A 23,793-nucleotide genomic window follows, 5' to 3' on the forward strand; every position below is an offset into this window, starting at 1 on the left:
CCTGGAACCCGAATGACCACCCGCGACGACGCGCCCGCGCCGCTTGATCCCGCGCCGGAACCGCATACCGGCCTGATGGGCCGTTTCCGCAATTACTTCCTAACCGGCCTCGTCGTGACGGGGCCGATCGCGATCACGCTCTACCTGGTCTGGTGGTTCGTCACCTGGGTCGACGGCGTGGTGCGGCCGTTCGTGCCGCTGGCCTACCGGCCCGAAACCTATCTGCCCTACGGCGTCCCCGGCTGGGGACTGATTGTCGCATTCTTCTCGCTGACGCTGGTCGGCTTCCTCGCGGCCAACCTGATCGGCCGGACGCTGGTCGATGTCGGCGAGACCTTCCTCGGCCGCATCCCGGCCGTGCGCGCCATCTATCGCGGCCTCAAGCAGGTGTTCGAGACGTTGTTCTCGGGCAAGGGCTCGAGCTTCCGCAAAGTCGGCCTGGTCGAGTTTCCCTCGCCGGGCATGTGGTCGATCGTGCTGATCTCGCAATCGCCGAGCGAGGACATCGCCCGCAGCTTGCCGGGGCAGGAGGAGCATGTCTCGGTGTTTCTGCCGTGCTCGCCGAACCCGACCACAGGTTTCTTCTTCTACGTGCCCAAGAGCAAGATCGTCGAGGTTGACCTCACCGCCGAGGACGCCGCGACGCTGATCATGTCGGCCGGCGTGGTGCAGCCGGGTTCGGCGCCCGACCCGAAAAAGGCCGCCGCGCTCGCCGGCATGGCGAACGCGGCGCGCATCGCCAATGCGTCGGCGCTGCCGCCGCAGCCTGCGAAGGTGGAGTAGGGCCATTCCCTTGGCGGATAGCCGCAGGTCACGCGGCCGTTCGCATCCTCTGCTAGTCTCCGGTCGAAATTCGACGTTTGGAATTCGACCTGGAGTGCACGATGTCCAAGACCATTGCGATCCTCGCCCCCGGCGCCATGGGTAGCGCCGTAGCCCGTCGCCTGACCGAAAACGGCGCGCGCGTGCTGACGTCCTTGAAAGGGCGCAGCGAAGCGACGCAAAAGCGCGCGGCGGACGCCGGCATGATCGGCGCCGAGGACGAGGCGATCGCGGATGCCGACATCATCCTCTCCATCGTGCCGCCGGGCGAGGCTGTGGCCTTAGCCGAACGGCTGGCGGGATTGATCGTCCGGCGCGAGAAGAAGCCGCTCGTGGTCGATTGCAACGCCGTCAACGTCGACACCGTGCAGCGGATCGAGGAGATCATCGGCTCGGCGCAAGCGCCTTTCGTGGATGGCGGCATCATCGGCTTCCCGCCGCAGCCCGGCGGCAAGAGCCCCGCCTTCTACATGTCCGGCGAGCACGCCAGGGACGTCGCGATGCTGAGGGATTTCGGCCTCGACGTGCGCATCGTCGAGGGCCCGGTCGGCGCGGCCTCTGCGCTGAAGATGTCCTATGCCGGCATCGTCAAGGGCCTCGCCGGCATCGGCTCGGCCATGGTGGTCGCGGCGACGAAAGCGGGCGCGGCCGACGCGCTGCGCGACGAGCTCGCACTCAGCCAGCCCGCGATCCTGGCCCGGCTCGAAGTGGCGCTGCCCGATATGCTCCCGAAGGCCTATCGCTGGGTCGCGGAGATGCGGGAGATCTCCGGCTTCCTCGGACCGGACCATCCCGCGAGCCAGATCTATGAGGGCTTTGCGCGCTGGTTCGAGCACCTCGCCGAGGACGTGAAAGGCGAGGCGGTGGATGCGGAGCTGATGAAGGCGTTCGCGGTGAGCATCGCGAAGAAGAAATCCTAGAGCATCTGCTCAACAATCAGGCTTCGCGCGGCCGGTTTGAGCACCTTTCCACTCCACGGCGCCGCAAAAGGGACACACGCACAACGCCAACTCCTGGCCGACATGGGGAATGGTCGTGGAGAACCTGACATGCGGGCATGGGGCAGTGTGGTTGCGGCGTTGTGTGTCTTCACTCTGAGTCCCATCGCGGTTCACATTGCGGCCGCAGCCGAAGCTGCATCCAGCTGCGGCCTCCCCACGGACATTCACGACGGTTGGATAATGACCTCGCCGGACGAGCAGGGGATGAACGCAACCTTGCTTTGTGCGATGGACAGCGGCATCAGCGGCGGCATGCTCGCCAACGTGGACGACATCGTCATCGTTCGGCACGGTGCGCTTGTCTATGAGCGCTATTATTCGTATCCGCACCAGCTTCGTTTCGACGCGACCACGCGGCACAACGGCTATTCCATGACGAAGAGCGTCGTCTCGCTGCTGGTTGGCATCGCCATGGATCGCGGCTTGATCAAAGATCTGGATGTTCCGATTGTCTCGTACTTTCCCGACAATGCCGATCTCCGTATGCCCGGCAAGGATCCAATCACCTTGCGCCATCTCCTGACGATGTCGGCGGGATTGGGCTCCAACAGGGCTCCCGGCATCTCCTTCGCATACAGTGATGATGAGACGGAGCTCATTGGAGCGATCCTGAAGAAGGTGACGGGGAAGACCGTCGATGTTCTTGCTCAGGAGGATCTGTTCGCACCGCTCGGCATCAAGGATGTGAACTGGCGTCAAGATCCGTTCAGCGGTGTTCCGGCGTCGGCCAATGGGCTGAGCCTGCGTCCTCGTGACTGGGCAAAAATCGGCCAGTTGGTTCTCAACCACGGCGCGTGGGAAGGGCAGCAGATCGTTTCCGCATCCTGGGTGGCTCAATCGACGGCCGAGCAGATCAAGGCGGATGAGCCGCCTTCTGCTGGCTATGGCTATCAGTGGTGGCGTGGTCGATCGATGGTCAAGGGCAACGACGTGCAATGGGTTGCCGCGAAGGGTTTCAATTCCCAAAAAACCATCGTCATCCCCGCGCTCGATATGGTGGTCGTCATCAATGCGTCCCGGCAATCCAAAAACATGGTCGCACCGGAATTGGACTTGCTGGACCGATACATATTGCCCGCGACTGCAAAGGATGGATCAGGCACGGTCTCTGAGCTGCACTGAAACGGACTCCAGAAAACCCTGGATGTCCCGGTCGCGTCTCAACCGCACGACCGGAACGTCAGGACCGTATCGGAGGCAGGTCGGAGTCGCACTGAAGCGGGGGCAGGGAGCCCTCCGCGGGTCAATCTGGTTGACCTACGCAGAGCTTCACCCACGTCGTCATTGCGAGCGCAGCGAAGCAATCCAGCAGGATCTTTCCGCGGAGGAACTCTGGATTGCTTCGCTGCGCTCGCAATGACGGGGAGGAGAGTGCTCGTGTGATGGCGCCTCAACTGGAGCAAAATTGCATGCCCTGCCGGGGAGGCAATGGCTGTATAGTCGATGCACGACATGTGATTTCTGTTGGGAGTTCGAATGAGACTGCTCGTGATCGGCGCAGGCGCGCTTGGCGGTTATTATGGCGCACGTGTGGTGCGAGCCGGCGGCGACGTGACCTTTCTGGTGCGCACCAAGCGTGCCGAGCAGCTGCGGCGGAATGGACTGCTGGTCGTGAGTCCGCATGGCGACTTTGCCGTGGAGCCGAAGATCGTCCTGGCCGATGACCTCAAGGAGCCATTCGACGTCGTGCTCGTCGGCGTGAAAGCCTATTCGCTCGACGATGCGATGGCCCAATTTGCCCGGGCGGTTGGTCCCAACACGATGATTCTTCCCATCCTCAACGGGTTGAGGCATCTCGACGCCCTGATCGCGCGGTTCGGCGCCGCGCGCGTCCTCGGCGGGCTCGCCAACGTCAGTGCCGGGCTCGATGCGGACGGTCGCGTCGTCCAGTACATGGCCAACCAGACGATCGTCTTCGGCGAGATCGATGGTGCCCTGAGCGAGCGTGTGCTCGCGCTGGAGACGCTGCTCCATGTCCCCGGCATCGACGTGCGCGCCAGCGAAGCGATCATGCAGGACATGTGGGAGAAGTTCGTCCAGCTCAGCACGCTCGCCGGCATCACCTGCCTGATGCGTGCGAGCATCGGAGACATCCTGGCCGTGCCGAACGGCGAACAGTCGATTTTCCGCCTGTTTGGGGAGTGCTGCGCGGTGGCGACGGCCTCGGGTTTCGAGCCGCGCGCCCCGTTCATCGAGTTTGACCGGAAACTGTTCACGACCCTGGACTCGCCGCTCAAGGCCTCGATGCTGCGCGATATCGAGCGCGGCTCGGTCACCGAGGCGGAGCACATCCTCGGCGACATGGCCAATCGCGCCCGTGCGCTCGGCATCGACACACCGCTACTGGATCTCGCCCGGGCGCATGTGGCGGCCTACGAGGTCGGGCGCCGGCGGGCCGCGGGCTAACCCGCGCCGATCAGCGGGATCGCCTCGTCCCGCTCGTAGAGATACAGCAGACAGCGAAGCGCTTCGCCGCGCTCGCCCTTCAGCTTCGGATCCTCCTTCAGGATCCGCAGCGCCTCGTCTCTCGCCTGGGTGATGAGCTGGCCGTGCACTTCCGAACGCGCGATGCGGTAGCCGGGCAGGCCGCTCTGGCGCACACCCAGCACGTCGCCTTCGCCGCGCAGCTTCAGATCCTCCTCGGCGATGCGGAAACCGTCGGTGGTCTCGCGGATCACTTTCAGCCGCGCCTTCGACATCTCGCCGAGCGGCTCGCTGTAGAGCAGGATGCAGGTCGATGCTTCCGAGCCGCGCCCGATGCGGCCGCGGAGCTGGTGCAGCTGGGCAAGGCCGAAACGCTCGGCGTTCTCGATCACCATGATGGTGGCGGCGGGCACGTCGACGCCGACCTCGACGACGGTGGTGGCGACCAGAAGGCCGATCTCGTGGGCGGCGAACTGGCCCATGACGCGGTCCTTCTCGGTGCCTTTCATTTGGCCGTGGACGAGGCCGACGCGGTCACCGAAGCGCTTCTGCAGGCTCTCGAAACGCTTGGTCGCGTTGGTGAGACGCTCGGTGCCCTCGGCCTCGGATTCCTCGACCAGCGGGCAGATCCAGTAGACGAGTTTTCCCGATTGCAGCGCACGGCCGACGCCGTCAATGACCTCGCCGAGCCGGCTCATGGCGACGGCGCGGGTATCGATCGGCTGGCGGCCGGCGGGCTTTTCGCGCAGCTCGGAGATGTCCATGTCGCCGAAATAGGTCAGCACCAGCGTGCGCGGAATCGGCGTGGCGCTCAGCACCAACACGTCGACGGCTTCGCCCTTCGAGGTCAGCGCGAGGCGCTCGCGAACGCCGAAGCGGTGCTGTTCGTCGACGATGGCAAGCGCGAGATCCCTAAAGACGACGTCATCCTGGATCAGCGCATGGGTGCCGACGAGGAGATCGATCTCGCCTTCGGCAAGCTGCGTGATGATCTCGCGCCGCTCCTTGCCCTTTTCGCGGCCGGTGAGGATCGCCACGCGCAGGCCGGCGCGCTCGGCGAGCGGCGCAATGGTCTTGATGTGCTGGCGCGCCAGGATTTCGGTCGGGGCCATCAGCGCAGCCTGCTTGCCGACTTCGGTAACGGCGGCGGCGGCGAGCAGCGCCACCACGGTCTTGCCGGAGCCGACGTCGCCCTGGAGCAGGCGCAGCATCCGCACCGGCTGTTGCAGATCGTTGGCGATCGCCGCGGCTGCCTCGCGCTGGGAGGACGTCAATGCATAGGGCAGGGCGTCGATGATCTTGCTGCGCAGGTGTCCATCGCCGGCATTGCGTACGCCGGCAGGCCGTCGCAGTTGCGCGCGGATCAAAGCGAGCGCGAGCTGGCCCGCCAAAAGCTCGTCGAACGCGAGGCGGGACCAGAATGGCTGGTCCGGCAAGATGTCCGTCAGCTCGACCGGCTGATGCACGCGATTGAGCGCTTCCGCGATCGGCGGAAATTTGCAGCGGCGCAGCACCTCCGGGCTGATCCATTCCGGCAGAGCCGGCAGCTTCTGCAGCGCCTGCGCGATCGCGCGGCGGAGCGAGCCGAGCGCGAGGCCTTCCGTCAGCGGATAGACCGGGTCGATCCCCGAGAGTTTTGAGATCGCCTCCTCGTCGAGCACCCGATCGGGATGCACGATCTGCGGGATGCCGTCATACATCTGCAGCGTGCCGGAGACGTAGCGCTTCTCGCCCATCGGCAGCAGCTTTTCGACATAGCCGGGTTTCGCGCGGAAGAAGGTCAGCACCACGTCGCCGGTGTCGTCGCTGGCATAAACGAGGTAGGGCGCGCGTGAGTTGCGCGGCGGAGGCGGGCGGTGGCGGTCGACGGTGACCTCCAGCGTCACCATGGTGCCCTGGACCGCGTCGCGGATCTTCGGCCGGGCGCGGCGGTCGACGACCTGGCTCGGCAGATGCAGCAGCAGATCGACCAGCCGCGGCGTCTCGTTCCGGCTGAGCAGATACTGCAGCAGCTTGTCCTGCTTCGGACCGACGCCGGGCAGGCTGGTCACGGGCGCAAACAAGGGATTGAGCAGGCTGGGGCGCATCAGGCGAATCTAGGATCGTTTCGGCTCGTCATGCCCGGCTTTATGGCTGGCATCCACGTCTTTTTTCGTACCCTGCGGCGGCCGCGAGCCATGCCAAATCGAGGGCTGACACGGCAGGTCCGAGTGGCTATATCACCCGGGCCCGGCACGTCCGGGCTTTCTGCGTTTGACTGGATTTGAGACATGACGGGAACGACACGTTCGAGCAACGGGCTGGACGATCGCCGCAAGCGGCTTCTGTTCCGCTGCTGGCACCGCGGCACGCGCGAGATGGACCTGATCCTCGGCCGCTTCGCCGATTCCGAGATCGGCAATCTGTCGGACGCGGAGCTGACCGAGCTTGAGACCCTGCTCGAGGTCAACGATCCCGATCTCTACGCCGCCATCACCGGTGACAAGGTGCTGCCAGCCGAGGTCATGGGCGCGCTGTTTGCTCGCATCAAGGCGTTTCCGATTACGGACAGCGATTTATGAAACCGGGTTCGAAGTCGCCGGCCGAGCTCCTTACGCCCGGCCGCGCGCTGACGCTTGCTAATGTCGCCGAGGGCGCTGAAGGCCTCATCGTCTCCGATCTCGCCCGCGCCCTCGCGGCGCGGCCGAAGAAGCCGGCCGTCAGCCTCGCGGTGGTGTGCCGGGACGGCGCACGGATGCAGCAGCTCGAACGCGCGCTGCAGTTCTTCGCGCCGGATCTGCCGGTGCTGAATTTTCCGGCCTGGGACTGTCAGCCCTATGACCGCGTCTCGCCGCATGGCGGCATTCTCGCCCAGCGCCTGACCACGCTGGCGCGGCTGGCCGCGCTCACCGGCAGCGACAAGCCGCTGATCGTGCTGACCACGGTGAACGCCGTCGTGCAGCGCGTGCCCGCGCGCGAGCTGGTCGCGGCGCAGGCGCTTTCCGTAGCGCCCGGCAATGTGGTGCCGATGGACACCATCGTCGCCTGGCTCGAGCACAACGGCTACAACCGCTCCTCGACCGTGCGCGAGCCCGGCGAATATGCCGTGCGCGGCGGCATCCTCGATCTGTTTCCGGCCGGCCTCGAACAACCCGTCCGCTTCGACTTCTTCGGCGACAGCCTGGAATCGATCCGCTCCTTCGATGCCGAGACCCAGCGCACGCTGCTGGACATGCGTTCCCTGGATCTCGTCCCGATCTCGGAATTCCAGCTCGTCACCGACACCATTCGCCGCTTCCGCATGGGCTATGTCGCCGAGTTTGGCGCGCCCGAGCGCGACGATTCGCTGTACGAGGCCGTCAGCGAAGGCCGCCGCCATCCCGGCATGGAGCACTGGCTGCCGCTCTTCCAGGACCGGATGGACACGCTGTTCGACTATCTGCAAGGCGCAGCCGTCGCGATCGAGCCGCAGGCCGAGGACGCCGTCCGCGAGCGCTTCAAGCAGATCCAGGACTATTACGAGGCCCGCCGCGATGCGATGGAGCATCCCGGCGGCGGCGCGATCTACAAGCCGCTGCCGCCTGATAAGCTCTATTTGACCGACGAGGAGTGGACCAAGCGTCTGGGTGACATCCCGCTGGCGCGGCTGACGGCATTCTCGGTGCCGACGGATGGCACGAGTGTCGTCGATGCAGGCGCCCGCAAGGGCCGCGATTTTGCGCCTGAACGTAACGACACCACCGTCAACGTGTTCGAATCCGTGGTCAGCCACGTCATGGCGCTGCAGGCCCAGCGCAAGAAGGTCGTCATCGCGCTCTGGAGCGAAGGCTCGCGCGACCGCATGAATTCGATGCTGCGCGACCACAAGCTGACCCACACCACCAGCGTCAATGCCTGGAGGACGGTGCAGGCGACCCCGCGCAACGAGACCATGCTCGCCGTGCTCGGTCTCGAAAGTGGTTTCGAGACCGACGAGATCGCGCTCATCAGCGAGCAGGACATCCTTGGCGACCGCCTGGTGCGGCCGCGCAAGGCCAGCCGCAAGCTCGACAATTTCATCTCGGAGGTGACGAGCCTCGCGGCGGGCGACATCGTCGTCCATGTCGACCACGGCATCGGCCGTTTCATCGGCCTGCAGACCCTCGACGTCGCCGGCGCGCCGCACGACTGTCTCGAGCTGCATTATGCCGCCGAGACCAAGCTGTTTCTGCCGGTCGAGAACATCGAGCTGCTGTCGCGCTATGGCTCCGACCAGACCACGGTCGAGCTCGATCGTCTCGGCGGAAGCGGCTGGCAGACGCGCAAGGCCAAGCTGAAGAACCGCATCCGCGAGATCGCGGGTGAGCTGATCAAGATCGCCGCCGCGCGCCATCTGCACGAGGCACCCAAGCTGCCGGTGCAGCAGGGCCTCTATGACGAGTTCTGCGCGCGCTTCCCCTATGATGAGACCGAGGACCAGTTAGGGGCCATTGAATCCACCCTGAAGGACCTCGAGCTCGGCCGTCCCATGGACCGGCTGATCTGCGGCGACGTCGGCTTCGGCAAGACCGAGGTTGCGCTCCGTGCGGCGTTTGCCGTTGCGCTCGAAGGCAAGCAGGTCGCGGTCGTGGTGCCGACCACGCTGCTGGCCCGCCAGCACGCCAAAACCTTCACCGAGCGGTTCAAGGGCTTCCCGGTGAACGTGGCGCAGGCCTCGCGCCTGATCGCGACCAAGGAGCTGAACCAGGTCAAGAAGGGCATCGCCGACGGTTCGGTCGATATCGTCGTCGGCACCCACGCGCTGCTCGGCAAGGCCATCAAATTCCGCGATCTCGGCCTCGTCATCGTCGACGAGGAGCAGCATTTCGGCGTCACGCATAAGGAGCGGCTCAAGGCGCTGCGCTCCGAGGTGCACGTGCTGACGCTGTCGGCAACGCCGATCCCGCGTACGCTGCAACTGGCGCTGACCGGCGTCCGCGAGCTCTCGATCATTGCCTCGCCCCCGGTCGACCGCCTCGCGGTCCGCACCTTCGTCGCCCCGCACGATCCGCTGATGATCCGCGAGGCGCTGCTGCGCGAGCGCTATCGCGGCGGCCAGGCGTTCTACGTGGTGCCGCGCATCGACGACCTCGCCGAGGTCAAGGACTTCCTCGACAAGAACGTGCCCGAGATGAAGGTCGCGGTCGCGCACGGGCAGATGCCGCCCGCGGTGATCGAGGACATCATGACCGCGTTCTACGACGGCAAGTTCGACATCCTGCTGTCCACGACCATCGTGGAATCCGGCCTCGACATTCCCAACGCCAACACGCTGATCGTGCACCGCGCCGACATGTTCGGCCTCGCCCAGCTCTACCAGCTCCGCGGCCGTGTCGGCCGTTCCAAGCTGCGGGCCTATGCGCTGTTCACGCTGCCGGCGCAGCAGAAGATCACAGCGCAGGCCGAGCGCCGGCTCACCGTGCTGCAATCGCTGGAGACGCTCGGCGCCGGCTTCCAACTCGCCTCGCACGACCTCGACATCCGCGGCGCCGGCAATCTCTTGGGCGAGGAGCAGTCCGGCCACATCAAGGAGGTCGGCTTCGAGCTCTACCAGTCGATGCTGGAGGAGGCGATCGTCAACCTCAAGGCCGGCGTGTCCGAGCCTGCCGCCGACCGCTGGTCGCCGCAGATCACCATCGGCATGCCCGTGCTCATTCCGGAGGATTACGTCAGCGATCTCTCGGTGCGGCTGTCCCTGTACCGGCGCCTTGCCGATCTCGACACCGAAGAGGAGATCGAGAATTTCGGCGCCGAGATGCGCGACCGCTTCGGCGTGCTGCCGGACGAGGTGCGCTACCTCTTCAAGGTCGCCGCGATCAAGGCGTTCTGCCGCCAGGCCAATGTCGAGAAGATCGATGCCGGTCCGAAGGGCGCCGTCATCGTCTTCCGCGACAATTCCTTCGCCTATCCCGATCGCCTCGTGACCTTCATCCGCAGCTACGGCCAGGCTGCCAAGGTGCGGCCGGACATGAAGGTGGTGTTTTTGCAGGATTGGGAGACGCCGGAAGAACGTCTCGCCGGCACCACGGAGATCATGCGGCAACTGGCGCAGCTCGCGCAGAGCAAGAAGGCTGCGTAGCGGCGGGGCGAGATGCCGTAGGGTGGGCAAAGCGAAGCGTGCCCACGTCTTGTCGCTTTGGAAAGATGGTGGGCACGGCGCTGCGCGCCTTTGCTCACCCTACGGTAGCGAGCTCGTGGTTACGACGCCGCCCGCGACGCATCCGCGGACAGCCGGGCCAGCAACGACCTTGCCGTATCCGACGGCGACAGCGAATCCACGCTGACGACGGGATCGCTGCGCATCTCGTGCTTGCCGTTCGAGGTATGCCGCATCACCGCCGAGAGCCGGCGCGCGATCATGTGCGCGGTGCGGAAGTCGGTTTCCGCGAACACCACGATCACCGAGCCGTCCTTCTGCGCCGTGCCAAAATCCATCTGCCGCATCAGGCGGCTGAGAATACGCGCGGCGTCGAGCTGGGCGCGGGAATTGCCGGGATCGAACGCGAAGCGCGCCACCGACAGGCCGCCGCCGCGGGCCAGCGCCTGCTCGACCGCCTTGGCAAAATCGCGGGCAAAGGCTTCCGTGGTGAGCAGGCCGCTGCGCGGATCGAGCCAGCCGCCGGCATCGATCGAGCGCAGCGTGCGGCCCAATTGCGCTTCCATCGCGTGCTGGCGGATCAGCGGCAGCGCGTTGGCGGCGATCCTCGCCGGCTCGCCCGGAATCAGCTCGAGATTGGGCAGGTCGTAAGTCTGCGTCAGCTGGTGCGCGGTCACGACCACGGGCAGGCTGCGGAAGCGGGTGTCCTCGGCGAGCACCGTGAGGAAGGCATCGGTGACGCGTGCGGTAAAACCCTCTGCGAGCACGACGCCGTCGAGGTCGCGGGTGTTGAGATGTTTTGCCGCGGCCTCGATCGAGAGCGCGCCGACGACGCCGACGCGCTCACCGAGGGCGACGGAGAGCGCGGGATAGGCCGCGCCGCGGCCGATCAGCAGCACCGTGGCATCGCGCGACGGATCGGCCTCGGGCAGCGCGACCTTCGCCTCCGGCAGCCGGCGCAGCACGGTCGCATGAAGGGTGCGGACGCGCAGCGCAGCGCGCAGCCGCGCGCTCAGGCGATCGGGCTGGCCGCCGCCCAAGGCGAAGGGCAGGGCGTTGGGAGGCAGCATGCCCGGCGCATCCAGCGCGACGAAGGGAAGGTAGGGCGATTGCTCGGCGATCTTTTTGGCGAGGACGGCCAGATACGGCTCATGTCCCGTATGCATTGCGGCGAGGACCGCAGCCGGCTGCACCTGCTCGACCGCGCGCGCAGCGCTGGCCCAGTCGGTGTCGACCACGGGAAAGAGACGAGCCTCGTCCAGCGCCGCAACGACAGCGGGACGCTCGGCATTGGACACAAACAGAATCGGGCCCGCCTGGGACATCGAAAAACTCTGATCACGCAACAGGTGCTGCGCAATCTAGTCCGGCCGCCTTAATGCAGCGTCAATAGTTCCGCCGAAAATGCGCCTAGACCGGCCCGGAGCGGTCGCGAAAAGCCTCAACCATCAGGGGGTTAAGCCCAAGCTCGTTGAGGGCCTCGCGGGCGCGGGCATTGTCCTGGGCCCGTCCTGCCAGCCGGTGGCCGGAGAGCCGGTCGGGCAGCGCGGTGAGCAGGGCGCCCTGGCCGAGCCGGCGCGCCCATTCCTGTAGGTCGTTGGAGAGGAAGCGGTAGCCGCCGACGGCCATGATGCCCGAAGGCGGGGCCGTGATGCAGATCGCCCCGCTCGGACGGTCGAGCCGCGCCGCATAGCCGGTGTCGACATAGTCGCGCGGCGGTTGCGCGATCAGCGACTCACCGACCGGCTGCGGCGGCGCATAGGCCGCGATCGGCACCATCGGCCCGCGCAGGCCGAGCGTGCCCTTCGGCGTCAGCAGGATCTCGCCGGCGATCGAGGAGCCGGACTGCTCGCGCGGGGCGCCGTGCGGCCCGGGCATCACCGCAACAGGCATGCCGTCCTCGCCGCGGCGGGCGCCGAACAGCCCGGCCTCGCCGAACAGATAGACGTCGGTGAGCGGCGCATGCGGCGCGATCCAGGCATCGCTCGCCGCCACCTGCTCGGGCGCGCGCCAAAGGCCGATGACGTTGCGCAAGTTCGGCATCCGCGCCGCGAGATCGGAATCGCCGAGCCGCAGCGCGAGCTGCGCCGGCGCGATCAGCACCTCGCATTTGTGCTCGTTGATCTGCTGCTCCAGCACGTCGTTGTCGTAAGGGTGGTGCAGCGCCAGCGTGCCGCCGCAGAGCAGCCACACCGCGAGCGAGGAGGCGAGGCCGGCAAACGACATCGGCGTGAACGCCGTCATCACGGTCGCGCCCTGCCTGATGTCGGCTTCGAGCGACATCGCGAGGCCGCCGGCGATCAGGCTGAAATGCGGCCGCGGCACGGGGCGGAAACCTTCCGCGGTGAGGTCGAAGGAGATCATCGCCGCCTTGCGGCCGTCCTGGATCACGGCGCGCGTGGTGCCGGGCGGGCGCGCCAGCACATCGTCGAGCGAGGCCATGCCCTCGGGCAAATCAGTGCCGAAGCCGCAGACATGGCGAATCGAGAAAGCCTCGGCGGCGGCATGCATCGCGAGGTCGGCATAGCTGACGCCGTCGACCTTGCTCATGGTGACGATGGCGCGCGCGGCGGTGCGGTTCAGCGCCGCCGTCAGTTCCGCGTGGCGCCACAGCAGCGGCAGCACGGCGACGACGAGGCCGGCGCGATGGGCCGCGAGCACGGTCAGCACGAACTCGACCGTGTTGGGCAACTGGATCGCGATGACCGAATTGGTCGGCAGGCCCGATTCGACGAAATAGGCCGACAGCGCCTCGATGGCGGTATCGGCCTCGGCGTAGCTCAGCCGCCGCGGCTGGTGCCCGGTCACGCGCGCCTTGTTGAGGGGATCGAGCAGGGCGGGTGCATGGGGCTGCCGCATCAGCGTGCGCTGGAACAGCGTGTCGAGCGTTGGCGATACGGCTTGCTGATTCACGGCGTCACTTCGCTTGGCTGGCTTGAGACTCACCCTTCGACCACCAGGTCTCCGGCAGATAGCCGGACAGCGCGGTGGCCTTTGGCCGTTCTATCCGATTCCACCGCGCGATCCATTGCTCGGATACGTTAAACAGCGGGATTGTGTAGAAGCCGGAGATCAGGGTGCGGTCGAGCGCGCGCACCGCCGAGACGAAGGCCGTATGTTCACGGGCCTCCAGCAGGGCGGCGATCATCGCATCGACCGCCGGGTCTTTGGCGCCCATGTAGTTGCGGGTGCCCGGATTGTCCGCGGCCGCGCTGCCCCAATAGAAATACTGCTCGTTGCCGGGCGAGAGCGACTGGTCCCAGCGATTCTGGATCATGTCGAACTCGAAGGCGAGCCGGCGCTGGTCGAACTGGACGGGATCGACCGCGCGCACGCTCGCCTCGATGCCGGCGCGCTTGAGGTCGCGCTGGAAGGCCAGCGCGATGCGCTCCTGGTCGCGGGTCGTCACCAGCATCTCGAAGCTGAAGGGCGCCTTGGTGGTACGGTTGCGCAGCACGGTGCCGTCGAGATCGTAGCCGGCCTCCGACAGCAGTTTGAGCGCGGCGCGCAACGTGGTCCGGTCGCGGCCCGATCCGTCCGTTACGGGCAGGCGATAGCTGCCGTCCATGACATCGGCGGGAATTTGCGCGGCGAACGGCTTGAGCAGGTCGCGCTCGCGCGCATCGGCCGGCCTGCCATAGGCCGACAGGTCCGAGCCGGCGAAATAGCCGGCGACACGTGAGTAGAGCGAGAAGAAGTAGTTGCGGTTGACCAGCTCGAAATCGAACAGCAGCGTCAGGGCCTTTCGCACGCGGATGTCGGCGAAGACGGCACGGCGGGTGTTGAAGACCAGGAATTCGGACGGCTGCGGCACGCCGGGCTTGATGGTGTCGCGGATCACCTCGCCGCTTTTCGCGGCGGGAAAATCGTAGCCGTCGTGCCAGCGCAGCGGCTCGTTCTCGACGCGGAAATCGTAGAGGCCGCGCTTGAAAGCCTCGAACTGACCATTGGCCTCGCGGAAATAGTCGAGCCTGATCTCGTCGAAATTGTAGAGCCCGCGATTGATGGCGAGGTCGCGCCCCCAATAATCGGGATTGCGCGTGAGCGTCACGCTGGCGCCGGGCTTTACCGCGGTGACCCTGTAGGGGCCCGAGCCGACCGGGCCAGTCAGTGTCGTCCCCTCGAAGGTCGCAACGTCGACCGCATGCTTCGGCAGGATCGGCATCAGGCCGAGGATCAGCGGCAACTCGCGGTCGTTGGCGCCGCTGAGGTCGAAGCGGACGGTGAGGGGATCGGTCGCCTCGGCCTTGGCGGCCTTGGCGTAATACTGCCGCAGGTTCGGGCGGCCGTGGTCGCGCAAGAGCTGCCAGGAGAACAGCACGTCCTCGGCGGTGACAGGCTTGCCGTCGGCGAAGCGGGCGCGGGGATCGAGGTGGAACGTGACATAGGTCCGCTCCTCGTCGGTCTCGACGGATTTTGCGAGCAGTCCGTAGAGCGTGAACGGCTCGTCCTGGCCGCGTGTCAGAAGACTCTCGACGACGTAGCCGCGCATCTGATGCACGGGCAATCCCTTCACGATGAAGGGATTGAGGCTGTCGAAGGTGCCAAGAAGGCCAAAGGTCAGCCGGCCACCCTTGGGGGCATCTGGGTTGACGTAGGGCATATGAGTGAAATCGGCCGGCATCGCCGGCTTGCCGTGCATGGCAATGGCGTGGGCCTCCTCGGCTCGTGCGCCACTGACCAACAGCCCTACCGTGAGGACTGGGATCGCGAGGGCCAAGGCGAGACTGCAAAGGCGGACACTGAGGCCCTCGAGCAGGCGCTGGAACATGAACATTCGGACACGTTGATTCGAGGGTCGGCGGCCCTGAATCCTATCACAGGGATTTCACTGGGCGCCCGCTTGGAAGTGGCCAAAGACGCTTGTCGGCATTGATCTTTCCGTCGGCCACGCTAAGAAGGCACGCAATCGCGCAAGAGCGCCGAGACCGTCACTTAACTGCCTCAATTGACGGGGAGAGAGCCGCGCCCAAGGCGGCTTGGTTCGGTGTTTCGGAGCGGTTCGGGCACTTCCCGTTCAGAAAGGGTTTTCTGCAATGAATTTCCGTTATTTGGCCGCGTCCGTCCGGCCGCGCGGGCGACTTCTCGCCCTGTTGACGGCGACGGTGTTGGCCGTTCCGTTCACCGCCGAAGCCCAGACCCCAGCGCCGGCTCCCGGCGCTCCCGCGGCGCCCAAAGCGGCCCCGAAGGCGGCTCCGAAGGCTGCCCCCAAGGCACCGGCTCCGGCGGCGCCCGCACCGGCTCCCCAGGCCCAGCAGGCCCCGGCTCAGGGTGCCCCGGCCCAGCAGGCCGGTCAGCCGCCCGCGGATCAGCAGATCCAGCTCATCTACGCCCCCTGGACCAAGTTCTGCCTCAAGGGCCAGGACGCCAATGCCAAGCAGGTCTGCTTCACCGGCAAGGACGGTCGCATCGAGACCGGCGTGCCTGTCATCGCGGCCGTGATCATCGAGCCGGAAGGCGAGCCCAAGAAGATCCTGCGCGTGACGCTGCCGCTCGGCATGCAGCTCGTGCACGGCACCCGCATCATCGTGGACAACAATGCGCCGATGCAGAGCCCGTACGTGATCTGCTTCCAGAACGGCTGCATGTCCGACTATGAAGCGACGCCCGAGCTCATCGCCAACATGAAGAAGGGCCAGAACCTCGTGGTGCAGGCGATCAACGCCAACGGCGCGCCGCTCACCCTGCCGCTGCCGCTCGCCGGCGAATTCCAGAAGGCCTATGACGGTCCGCCGACCGATCCGAAGGTGTTCGAGGAAACCCAGAAGAAGCTCCAGGAAGAGCTTCAGCGCAAGGCTGACGAGCAGCGCAAGAAGCTCGAGCAGCAGGGCACGCCTCCGGGCACGCCGCCGGCGGGTCAGAAGTAATCGGGCTCAAATCCCGGACATGAAAAAGGCGCTCGGTTCGAGCGCCTTTTTTGCTGGCCGCTTGTTCGCGGAAACTCAGAGCGTAGAGCGAGAGCTCAGTTCAGCGACGGATTGCGCGGGCGATAGCCGCCATCCTTGTTCTTGATGAAGATCTCGGCGACCTGGGAATGCCGGATCGGCTCGCCGGACTCGTCGGGCAAGAGGTTCTGCTCGGAGACATAGGCGACGTATTCCGACTCCGCGTTCTCCGCGAGCAGGTGATAGAACGGCTGGTCCTTGTGGGGCCGCACCTCCTCGGGGATCGACAGCCACCACTCCTCGGTGTTGTTGAATTCCGGATCGATGTCGAAGATCACGCCCCGGAACGAGAAGATCCGGTGGCGCACGACCTGTCCGATCTGGAATTTGGCTGTCCGCGCTTTAATCATCCCCCGTCGATAGACCAGGATTGTGGCCGATGCTAGTGCCCTCATCTGGAATTAACCTCCGCGTAAGGGGCGGATAGCCCCCAAATCTTCAGAAAACACTTCATCAATGGGCGATATCCTCAATCTAGCGTTGCCTTATTTCGGCTTGATCTTCGTTGGTTTTGCCTGCGGCAAGGCCAAATCGCTCCCAGAATCAGGCCTCGCCTGGATGAACTTCTTCCTGCTCTACGTGTCGCTGCCGGCGCTGCTGTTTGCGATCATGTCGAAGACGCCGTTCGCGGAGCTGAACAACCCGCCGTTCCTGGTTGCGACCACGCTGTCGACCGTTGCCGCGTTTACCCTGGCGCTGGTCGTCGGCAAGGTGCTGGGACGGCTGACTCTGCGCGAAGCGACACTGGCTGGGCTCTCGGGCGGCTACGGCAACATCGGCTACATGGGCCCTGGGCTCGCGCTGGCCGTGCTGGGGCCGAAGGCGGCAGCGCCGACCGCGCTGATCTTCTGCTGCGACAGCATCTTCCTGTTCACGATCGTGCCGCTGCTGATCGAGCTGTCCGACCGTGACCATCCCTCGATCGTGCATGCCTTCGGCGTGGTGCTGAAGCAGATCGTGCTCAATCCGCTGATCATGTCGGCCTGTTTTGGCGCGGCGGTGGCGGCGCTGCATATCGAGCTGCCGGTGGCGCTCGACCGCACCATCACCTTTCTCCAGAACGCGGCGGCGCCGACCGCTCTGTTCGTGCTCGGCGTGACCGTGGCGCTGCGCCCGTTCGACCGGGTGCCGTGGGAGGTGCCGGGCGTAGTTGCGGTCAAGCTCCTGATCCATCCGCTCACGGCGTTCGGCCTGATGCTGGCGTTCGGTCCGTTCGCGCAGCCCTGGGCCGCGACCGCCGTGCTGATGGCCTCGCTGCCGCCGGCGCTGAACGTCTTCGTCATCGCCCGGCAGAACGATGCCTGGATCGAATCCGCCTCCGTCGCGGTTCTGCTCGGGACGTTCGCGTCGGTGGTTACGCTGACCAGCGTGATGTGGTTGCTCCAGACCGGGCGGCTGGCGTTTCCCTGAGCGGGCTTACCTGCGCCAGGTCGGCGTCAGGCCCTCGCGCATCGCAAAGCGGCGGAGAGGGCCGATGGCGCCGAGCAAGTGCATGCCGACGGCGCGGACCGGCTGCAGCGGCAGGAAATCGTTGAGCAGCGAGCGGTTGGCGATGTCGATCGCAAAGGTGCGGCTCAGGATGTCCGGACGCCGCGCGCGGTCATAGCGCTTGAGCACCTCGTCAGCGCCAGGATCTTCGCCGGCCGCGATCGCTTCGCCCGCGAGGCGGGCGATATCGGCGGCATCGCGCAGGCCGAGATTGAGACCCTGGGCGCCGATCGGCGGGACCACATGGGCGGCTTCGCCGACCAGCGCGATGCGGTCGCGGCCGAACGATTTGGGACGTTCGATCGCCAGCGGAAACAGATTGCGGCCGGGCTCGACATTCATGCGGCCCAGAATGGAATGCGACTGCTTCTCGATCGCGGCGGACAGCTCCTCATCGCTCAGGCCGCGGAGCCGCTCGGCTTCCGCGGGTGCCGAGACCCAGACGATGCTGGAGCGATTGCCGGGCAGGGGCACGAACACGCAAGGGCCGTGCGGCGTGTGGAACTCGGTCGAGACGTTGCGATGCGGCCGCGAATGGCCGACGTTGAAGGTCAGCGCGGTCTGCGTCAGCTCGCGCCGCGTCACCTCGATGCCGGCAGCCTCCCGGCACAGCGAATGCCGTCCGTCGGCACCGACCACGAGCCGGGCCGAGAGGAATTGCGCGGAGGCCGTGCGGACGGCGACATCATCAGCTTCGATGACGACGCTTTCGGCCTCGTCGTCGAACCGGACGATCTGCGGCAGCTCGGCGGCGCGCTCTTCCAGCGCCAGCATCAGCGAGCGGTTGTCGATGTTGTAACCGAAGGCGTCGAGCGCGATTTCGTGACAGGAGAACCGGACCTCCGGCGCGCGGAACAGCCGGCCGGTGTCGTCGACGAGGCGCATGACCTCGAGCGCTGCCGCCTTGTCCTTGCAGCGCGGCCAGACGTCGAGGCTCTCCAGCAGATCGACGGAGGCGCCCAGCAGCGCGGTGGTGCGGTTGTCGGCATAGGGCACGCGCCGCGCCACCAGCGCGGTCCGCGCACCCGCCTGCGCCAGAGCGATGGCGGCTGCCAGGCCGGCCGGTCCACCGCCAATCACGGCTGCGTCAAAGAGTGTCGATGCCTCTGTCATGGAACGACATTTGACACGCCCTGCGGCAAATTCAAGCCCACCTATATTTCCCTGATTTTATGACGAATTGTGCGACCGGGCGTCGCAATGGCTTATGTGCAAATCGGTCCCGTTCTGATAGCAGGAGCCATGGATAGCCAGCAGGATTCCCTGAAGCCGAGACCGGTGGTTCGGGCAGCCGCCTTCTCGGTGCATATCTTCACCGCGTTCGGCGCGGCCATCGCGCTGCTCGCGATGCTGGAGGCGGTGCGCGAGCACTGGGCGGGGATGTTTCAGTGGCTCGGCGTCGCCCTGATTATCGATGCGGTCGACGGACCGATCGCGCGCCGGCTCAAGGTCAAGGACGTGCAGCCGAACTGGTCGGGTGACGTGCTCGACCTCGTGGTCGATTTCGTCACCTATGTGTTCGTGCCGGCCTATGCGATCGTGGCGAGCGGCCTGCTGCTGCCGGTTGCGGCGCCGCTGCTCGGCATCGCCATCATCGTCACCAGCGCGTTGTATTTCGCCGACCTGCGCATGAAGGCCGACGACAATCATTTTCGCGGCTTTCCGGCGCTTTGGAATGCAGCGGCGTTCTACCTGTTCCTGCTGCACTGGCCGCCGCTGTGGTCGACGCTGCTGGTCGCGGCCCTGGTGGTGCTGACCTTCGTGCCGTTCCACGTGCTGCATCCGGTCCGCGTGGTGCGGCTGCGCTGGCTGACGATGTCGCTGATTGCGATCTGGGCCGTGCTCTCGCTCTACACGCTGGACATGGACTTCCGCGTCGGTACCGGCGTGACGGTTGCGCTGTGCGCGATCGCGCTCTGGATCAGCTTCAGCGACGCATTGATCCGCCTGGTCAGATCCTTGGCATGATGCACCTCCTCACCAGCCCCGAAGCCTGGGCCGCGCTGCTCACCTTGACTGCGCTCGAGATCGTGCTCGGCATCGACAACGTCATCTTCCTGTCGGTGATCGTCTCGCGCATCCCCGCGAAGCAGGCGCATCGCGCCCGCCAGATCGGCCTCGCGCTGGCGCTGGTCTTCCGCATCATCCTGCTCAGCGTGCTGGTCTGGCTGATCGGCCTGACCGCGCCGGTGTTTTCATTTGCGGGGTACGACTTCTCCTGGCGCGACCTGATCCTGATCGGCGGCGGCCTGTTCCTGATCGCCAAGGCGACGCACGAGATCCATGCCGAGGTCGAAGCCGATGACGGCGAGGGCGATCAGAAGTCCGTCGGCAACGCCTTCTTCTGGGTGATCGTCCAGATCGTGATCATCGACATCGTGTTCTCGCTGGACTCGATCATCACCGCGATCGGCATGGCGCAGGACATCGAGATCATGATCGCGGCGGTCGTGATCGCCTGCCTGATCATGTACATTTCGTCCGGCCCGGTGTCGCGCTTCGTCGCGGAGCATCCGACCACCAAGATGCTGGCGCTGGCCTTCCTGGTGCTGATCGGCGTCGCGCTGGTCGCGGACGGGCTGCACTTCCACATTCCACGCGGCTACATCTATTTCGCGATTGCGTTCTCGGCTGCGGTGGAATTCTTCAACGTGCTGGCCAAGCGCAATCGCAGGAAAGCGAGCAAGCCGGCCGCCTAGCCGGCCGGGCTTGCGTCGAGTTGACAAGGCGGGCGTGATGCCTTTCGCTCCGTCTTGAAGAAGAGGAGGTCAGGTGATGACCAAAGCCGTTCGTGTGCACAAGGTCGGAGGCCCCGAGGCCCTGGTCTATGAGAGCATCGACGTGCCGGCGCCCGGACCCGGCGAGGTGCGCATCCGCCAGCATGCGGTCGGCCTGAACTTCATCGACGTCTACTACCGCACCGGTCTCTACAAGGCGCCGGGGCTGCCCTTCATCGCCGGCAACGAGGCCTCGGGCGAGGTCGTAGCCGTCGGGCCGGGCGTGACGCATTTCCATCCCGGCGACCGCGTCGCCTATTACCACAATCTCGGCGCGTATACCGGCGAGCGCAACATCCCCTGGGAGAAGCTGGTCAAGCTGCCCGATCACATCACGCATGAGCAGGGCGCCGTGCTGATGCTGAAGGGGCTGACGGTCTGGTATCTCCTGCACAAGACCTTCAAGGTCGAGCCGCATCACCGCGTGCTGATCCATGCCGCAGCCGGCGGCATCGGCCTGCTTGCCTGTCAATGGGCGAGGGCACTGGGCGCGCACGTCATCGGCACCGTCGGCTCGCGCGAGAAGGCCGAGCTTGCCGAGGCCAATGGCTGCGACCACGTCATCCTCTACAATGAGGAAGATTTCGTGGCGCGCGTCAAACAGATCAGCCGCAACGAGGGCTGCGACGTCGTCTATGACGGCGTCGGCAAGGTAACCTTCCCGGGCTCGCTGTCCTGCCTGAAGCCGCGCGGCATGTTCGTGTCTTTCGGTAACGCGTCGGGCCCCGTGCCGCCGTTCTCGATCGCCGAGCTCAACAGTCACGGCTCGCTGTTCGCGACCCGGCCGAAGCTCAACGACTACATCGGCACCCGCAAGGAGCTGCTGGAAGGCGCCGACACCCTGTTCGCCGCCGTCATCAACGGCAAGCTGCACGTGCCGATAAACCACGCCTACGCGCTGAAGGATGCCGCGAAGGCGCATATCGATCTCGAAAGCCGCAAGACGACGGGTGCGTCGATCTTGAAGCCGTAACTCGCCGTCATTGCGAGCGAAGCGAAGCAATCCTGAGCTATCTCCGCGGAAACAGTCTGGATTGCTTCGTCGCTGCGCTCCTCGCAATGACGAGTCTTATGCCACGCGTCTTGCCGCGCCGGCCTTGGTCAAAATCCCGTCGAGACAATCGATCATCTCGGCGATCTCCGCCCGCGTAACGTTCAGCGCGGGCATGAAGCGCAGCGTGTCGACCTGCGGCGCGTTCAGCAGCACGCCGGCCTCGAACGCCTGCGCGACGATGCCGGGCGCGATCGGCAGCTTGAGGTCGAGCGCGAGCAGCAGCCCGCGTCCGCGCACGCCGCCGAGCCCGTGCCGTGCCGAGACCTTCTGCAGCTCGCTTTCGAGCAGCAGGCCGGTCTCGGTGACCGACTTCAGGAAGTCGGGCTTGCCGACCTCCTCGAGCACCGCAAGCCCCGCTGCGCACATGATCGGGTTGCCGTTGAACGTGCCGCCCTGGTCGCCGTGCTCGAAGCAGGAGGCGCGTTCGGTCGCAAGCAGGGCCGCGAGCGGCACGCCGCCGCCGATGCCCTTGCCGAGCGTCATGATGTCAGGCGCGATCCCCGTGTGCTCGTAGTGGAAGAGCTTTCCGGTCCGGCCCATGCCGGTCTGGATCTCGTCGAAGATGAGCAGCAGGCCATGCGCCTCGGTGAGTGCGCGCAGTTCCTGCAGGAACGCGTCGGTCGCAGGCCACACGCCTGATTCACCCTGGATCGGCTCGAGCATGACAGCGACGGTGTTGTCGTTGATCAGCTTCTCGACCGAGACGATGTCGTTCAGCTTCGCCTTCTTGAAGCCGGCAACTTTCGGCTCGAACAGCGGCTCGAACGCCTTCTTGCCCGAGGCCGACATCGTCGCCAGCGTCCTCCCATGGAAGCCGCCTTCGAAGCTGATGATCTCGAACGCGCCGCCCTTGTGCAGGCTGCCATATTTGCGCGCGAGCTTGATCGCACCCTCATTGGCTTCCGCACCCGAATTGGCGAAGAACACCTGGTCGAACGCACTGTTCGCGACGAGCGCCTCGGCCAGTTTCAGGCTCGGCTCGTTGTAGAACGCCGGGCTCGGCGTCAGCAGCCGCTTTGCCTGCGCGGCGAGCGCATCCGCGATGACGGACGGAGAGTGGCCAAGGCAGTTCACGGCCCAGCCCTGCACGAAATCAAGATAGCGCTTGCGGCCGTCGTCCCAGAGGTAGGAGCCCGCGCCGCGGACGAACACGGCCTTGGGCCGTGCAGTGATGTCCATCAACGCGTCATACGGATGGGTGGCGGTAGTCATGTCGAACTCCTCTGGGGGCGGGTGGAAAAGGGACGCGAAAAGCAAGAAGGCCGCACTTTGCGGGTGCGGCCTTCTCGAAAACTGTGCTGATGTCAGGAGATCAGCGGCGTCGTCGGACATGGCGCAACCCATCATCGTCGCGGGTGCGACGACGGAAAGCTGCGCGGCGGTGGGTCCGAGAGTTGATCATGGGGCGCGTCCCTACAGCTGAAGGGCCGGGCTTGTCAAGCGGGTGTTTTCCGAGACACCCGCCGAACGTGCATCGGTCAGGCCGAATGAGGCGCTTCTTCGGCGCTCTCGTCGCCCCAATCCGCGTACGCAATGGAGGTGTCGATCAGCTCGCCGCGCATCAGCTTGAGCGGCGATGACCAGTACAGCGCGATGTTGTGGAAGGGATCGGTCAGCACCTTGAACACCCAAACCAATCCGGTCGTGACGTCGCGCGTCGCGAACAGCTGGACCATGCGCGCAAGTCCGCCACCGATGCCGATTGCAAGCCAGAGCGCGCCGACATGGCGGGCGAAGTCGAAACGGTCGGCGGGCGGATCGAACAGGCCGAGCAGCGTCGGATCAACGTATAGCGCAATCGGCGCGCTGCCCCAGACCAGCAGCAGAACGATCTTGCGGGTCTGGTTGTAGCCGACCTTGACCGCTTCCTTGTAATCATTGCTGACGTCGTTGACGGCGTCATAGCCGTTCGGCTCGAAGAAGAAATGCCCGCTCTGCCGCGTCAGCATCGCGAGCCAGCCCACGAGTCCGGCGAGCGCCGGATCCCTGAACAGAAGTGCGTAGCAGCCGAGGAAGATGATCGCGCTGAACAGGTGAAGCGTCTGGTTGACGGTGCTCTGGTGGTAGAAGCGGTAATCGTCGAAGCGCTGCGTGCGCAGCATGTCTGAGAGACGGCTCATCCTCGTTCCTCGCTCGCGTTGAAAGCGAGCGAGAGTTAGGACGAGTCCGTGACCCCTGCGTGAATGCA

General features: G+C 65.7%; 19 protein-coding genes. 11 read left to right on the forward strand and 8 right to left on the reverse strand.

Annotation, left to right across the window (positions count from 1 at the left end; genetic code table 11):
* Positions 1-12: 12 nt before the first annotated feature.
* The 4 genes from RAD16_RS03770 (at position 13) to panE (ending at position 4,229) form a co-directional block, all read left to right on the forward strand.
* Positions 13-783, forward strand: coding sequence for a DUF502 domain-containing protein (locus RAD16_RS03770; protein ID WP_458156535.1), 771 nt, complete (start codon positions 13-15; stop codon positions 781-783).
* Between the two features lie 101 nt (positions 784-884).
* On the forward strand, positions 885-1,742 hold the full coding sequence (locus RAD16_RS03775) for a DUF1932 domain-containing protein (protein ID WP_458156536.1): 858 nt from the start codon (positions 885-887) through the stop codon (positions 1,740-1,742).
* Between the two features lie 129 nt (positions 1,743-1,871).
* A complete protein-coding gene (locus RAD16_RS03780) occupies positions 1,872-2,945 on the forward strand; it encodes a serine hydrolase domain-containing protein (RefSeq protein WP_458156537.1) in 1,074 nt (357 codons plus the stop codon).
* A gap of 354 nt (positions 2,946-3,299) precedes the next feature.
* A complete protein-coding gene (gene panE, locus RAD16_RS03785; RefSeq protein ID WP_458156538.1) occupies positions 3,300-4,229 on the forward strand; it encodes a 2-dehydropantoate 2-reductase in 930 nt (309 codons plus the stop codon).
* Here panE and recG read toward each other — a convergent pair.
* The gene (gene recG / locus RAD16_RS03790) at positions 4,226-6,334 is read right to left on the reverse strand and encodes an ATP-dependent DNA helicase RecG (protein WP_458156539.1); all 2,109 of its coding nucleotides are present in this window, start codon (positions 6,332-6,334) and stop codon (positions 4,226-4,228) included. The genes panE and recG overlap by 4 nt on opposite strands.
* Positions 6,335-6,517: 183 nt before the next feature.
* Between recG and RAD16_RS03795 the strand changes: the two genes are divergently transcribed.
* Together RAD16_RS03795 and mfd are read left to right on the forward strand one after the other, a co-directional pair.
* A complete protein-coding gene (locus RAD16_RS03795) occupies positions 6,518-6,808 on the forward strand; it encodes an FAD assembly factor SdhE (RefSeq protein ID WP_458156541.1) in 291 nt (96 codons plus the stop codon).
* Complete coding sequence (mfd, locus tag RAD16_RS03800) at positions 6,805-10,323, forward strand: transcription-repair coupling factor (protein ID WP_458156543.1); 3,519 nt, start codon at positions 6,805-6,807, stop codon at positions 10,321-10,323. Before RAD16_RS03795 ends, mfd begins: the two co-directional genes overlap by 4 nt.
* Before the next feature lie 119 nt (positions 10,324-10,442).
* On the opposite strand, the gene RAD16_RS03805 is transcribed toward mfd, so the two are convergent.
* The 3 genes from RAD16_RS03805 to RAD16_RS03815 all read right to left on the reverse strand — a co-directional run bounded on the left by RAD16_RS03805 (position 10,443) and on the right by RAD16_RS03815 (position 15,118).
* A complete protein-coding gene (locus tag RAD16_RS03805; protein WP_458156544.1) occupies positions 10,443-11,666 on the reverse strand; it encodes a GGDEF domain-containing protein in 1,224 nt (407 codons plus the stop codon).
* Between the two features lie 85 nt (positions 11,667-11,751).
* Complete coding sequence (locus tag RAD16_RS03810) at positions 11,752-13,254, reverse strand: AMP-binding protein (protein ID WP_458156545.1); 1,503 nt, start codon at positions 13,252-13,254, stop codon at positions 11,752-11,754.
* 4 nt (positions 13,255-13,258) lie between these two features.
* Positions 13,259-15,118 carry an extracellular solute-binding protein gene (locus RAD16_RS03815; RefSeq protein ID WP_458156546.1) on the reverse strand — a complete coding sequence of 620 codons (1,860 nt, stop codon included), beginning with the start codon at positions 15,116-15,118 and terminating at the stop codon, positions 13,259-13,261.
* A gap of 259 nt (positions 15,119-15,377) precedes the next feature.
* On the opposite strand from RAD16_RS03815, the gene RAD16_RS03820 reads away from it, so the two are divergent.
* On the forward strand, positions 15,378-16,208 hold the full coding sequence (locus RAD16_RS03820; protein WP_458156547.1) for an invasion associated locus B family protein: 831 nt from the start codon (positions 15,378-15,380) through the stop codon (positions 16,206-16,208).
* Between the two features lie 95 nt (positions 16,209-16,303).
* Here RAD16_RS03820 and hspQ read toward each other — a convergent pair whose 3' ends face one another.
* Entirely contained in the window at positions 16,304-16,636 is a 333-nt protein-coding gene (hspQ, locus tag RAD16_RS03825) for a heat shock protein HspQ (RefSeq protein ID WP_018317973.1), read from the reverse strand.
* Positions 16,637-16,742: 106 nt separating this feature from the next.
* Here hspQ and RAD16_RS03830 point away from each other — a divergent pair, with 106 nt between their 5' ends.
* Positions 16,743-17,696 carry an AEC family transporter gene (locus RAD16_RS03830; protein ID WP_458156548.1) on the forward strand — a complete coding sequence of 318 codons (954 nt, stop codon included), beginning with the start codon at positions 16,743-16,745 and terminating at the stop codon, positions 17,694-17,696.
* Between the two features lie 6 nt (positions 17,697-17,702).
* Here RAD16_RS03830 and RAD16_RS03835 read toward each other — a convergent pair whose 3' ends face one another.
* Complete coding sequence (locus RAD16_RS03835) at positions 17,703-18,887, reverse strand: UbiH/UbiF family hydroxylase (RefSeq protein ID WP_458156549.1); 1,185 nt, start codon at positions 18,885-18,887, stop codon at positions 17,703-17,705.
* An 87-nt stretch (positions 18,888-18,974) separates the two neighbouring features.
* On the opposite strand from RAD16_RS03835, the gene pcsA reads away from it, so the two are divergent.
* From pcsA to RAD16_RS03850, 3 genes are all read left to right on the forward strand, one after another.
* Positions 18,975-19,742, forward strand: a complete 768-nt coding sequence (pcsA, locus tag RAD16_RS03840; RefSeq protein WP_458156550.1) for a phosphatidylcholine synthase — start codon at positions 18,975-18,977, stop codon at positions 19,740-19,742.
* Complete coding sequence (locus tag RAD16_RS03845; RefSeq protein ID WP_458156551.1) at positions 19,739-20,473, forward strand: TerC family protein; 735 nt, start codon at positions 19,739-19,741, stop codon at positions 20,471-20,473. The genes pcsA and RAD16_RS03845 overlap by 4 nt, the downstream gene beginning before the upstream one ends.
* A 76-nt stretch (positions 20,474-20,549) precedes the next feature.
* A complete protein-coding gene (locus RAD16_RS03850; protein WP_458156552.1) occupies positions 20,550-21,524 on the forward strand; it encodes a quinone oxidoreductase family protein in 975 nt (324 codons plus the stop codon).
* A gap of 96 nt (positions 21,525-21,620) precedes the next feature.
* Here the strand turns inward: RAD16_RS03850 and RAD16_RS03855 are convergent, their stop codons facing one another.
* A complete protein-coding gene (locus tag RAD16_RS03855; protein WP_458156553.1) occupies positions 21,621-22,817 on the reverse strand; it encodes an acetylornithine transaminase in 1,197 nt (398 codons plus the stop codon).
* Between the two features lie 266 nt (positions 22,818-23,083).
* The gene (locus tag RAD16_RS03860; protein WP_458156554.1) at positions 23,084-23,725 is read right to left on the reverse strand and encodes a hypothetical protein; all 642 of its coding nucleotides are present in this window, start codon (positions 23,723-23,725) and stop codon (positions 23,084-23,086) included.
* Between the last annotated feature and the right edge of the window lie 68 nt (positions 23,726-23,793).

The sequence above is a fragment of the Bradyrhizobium sp. 18BD genome (genome assembly GCF_054185225.1).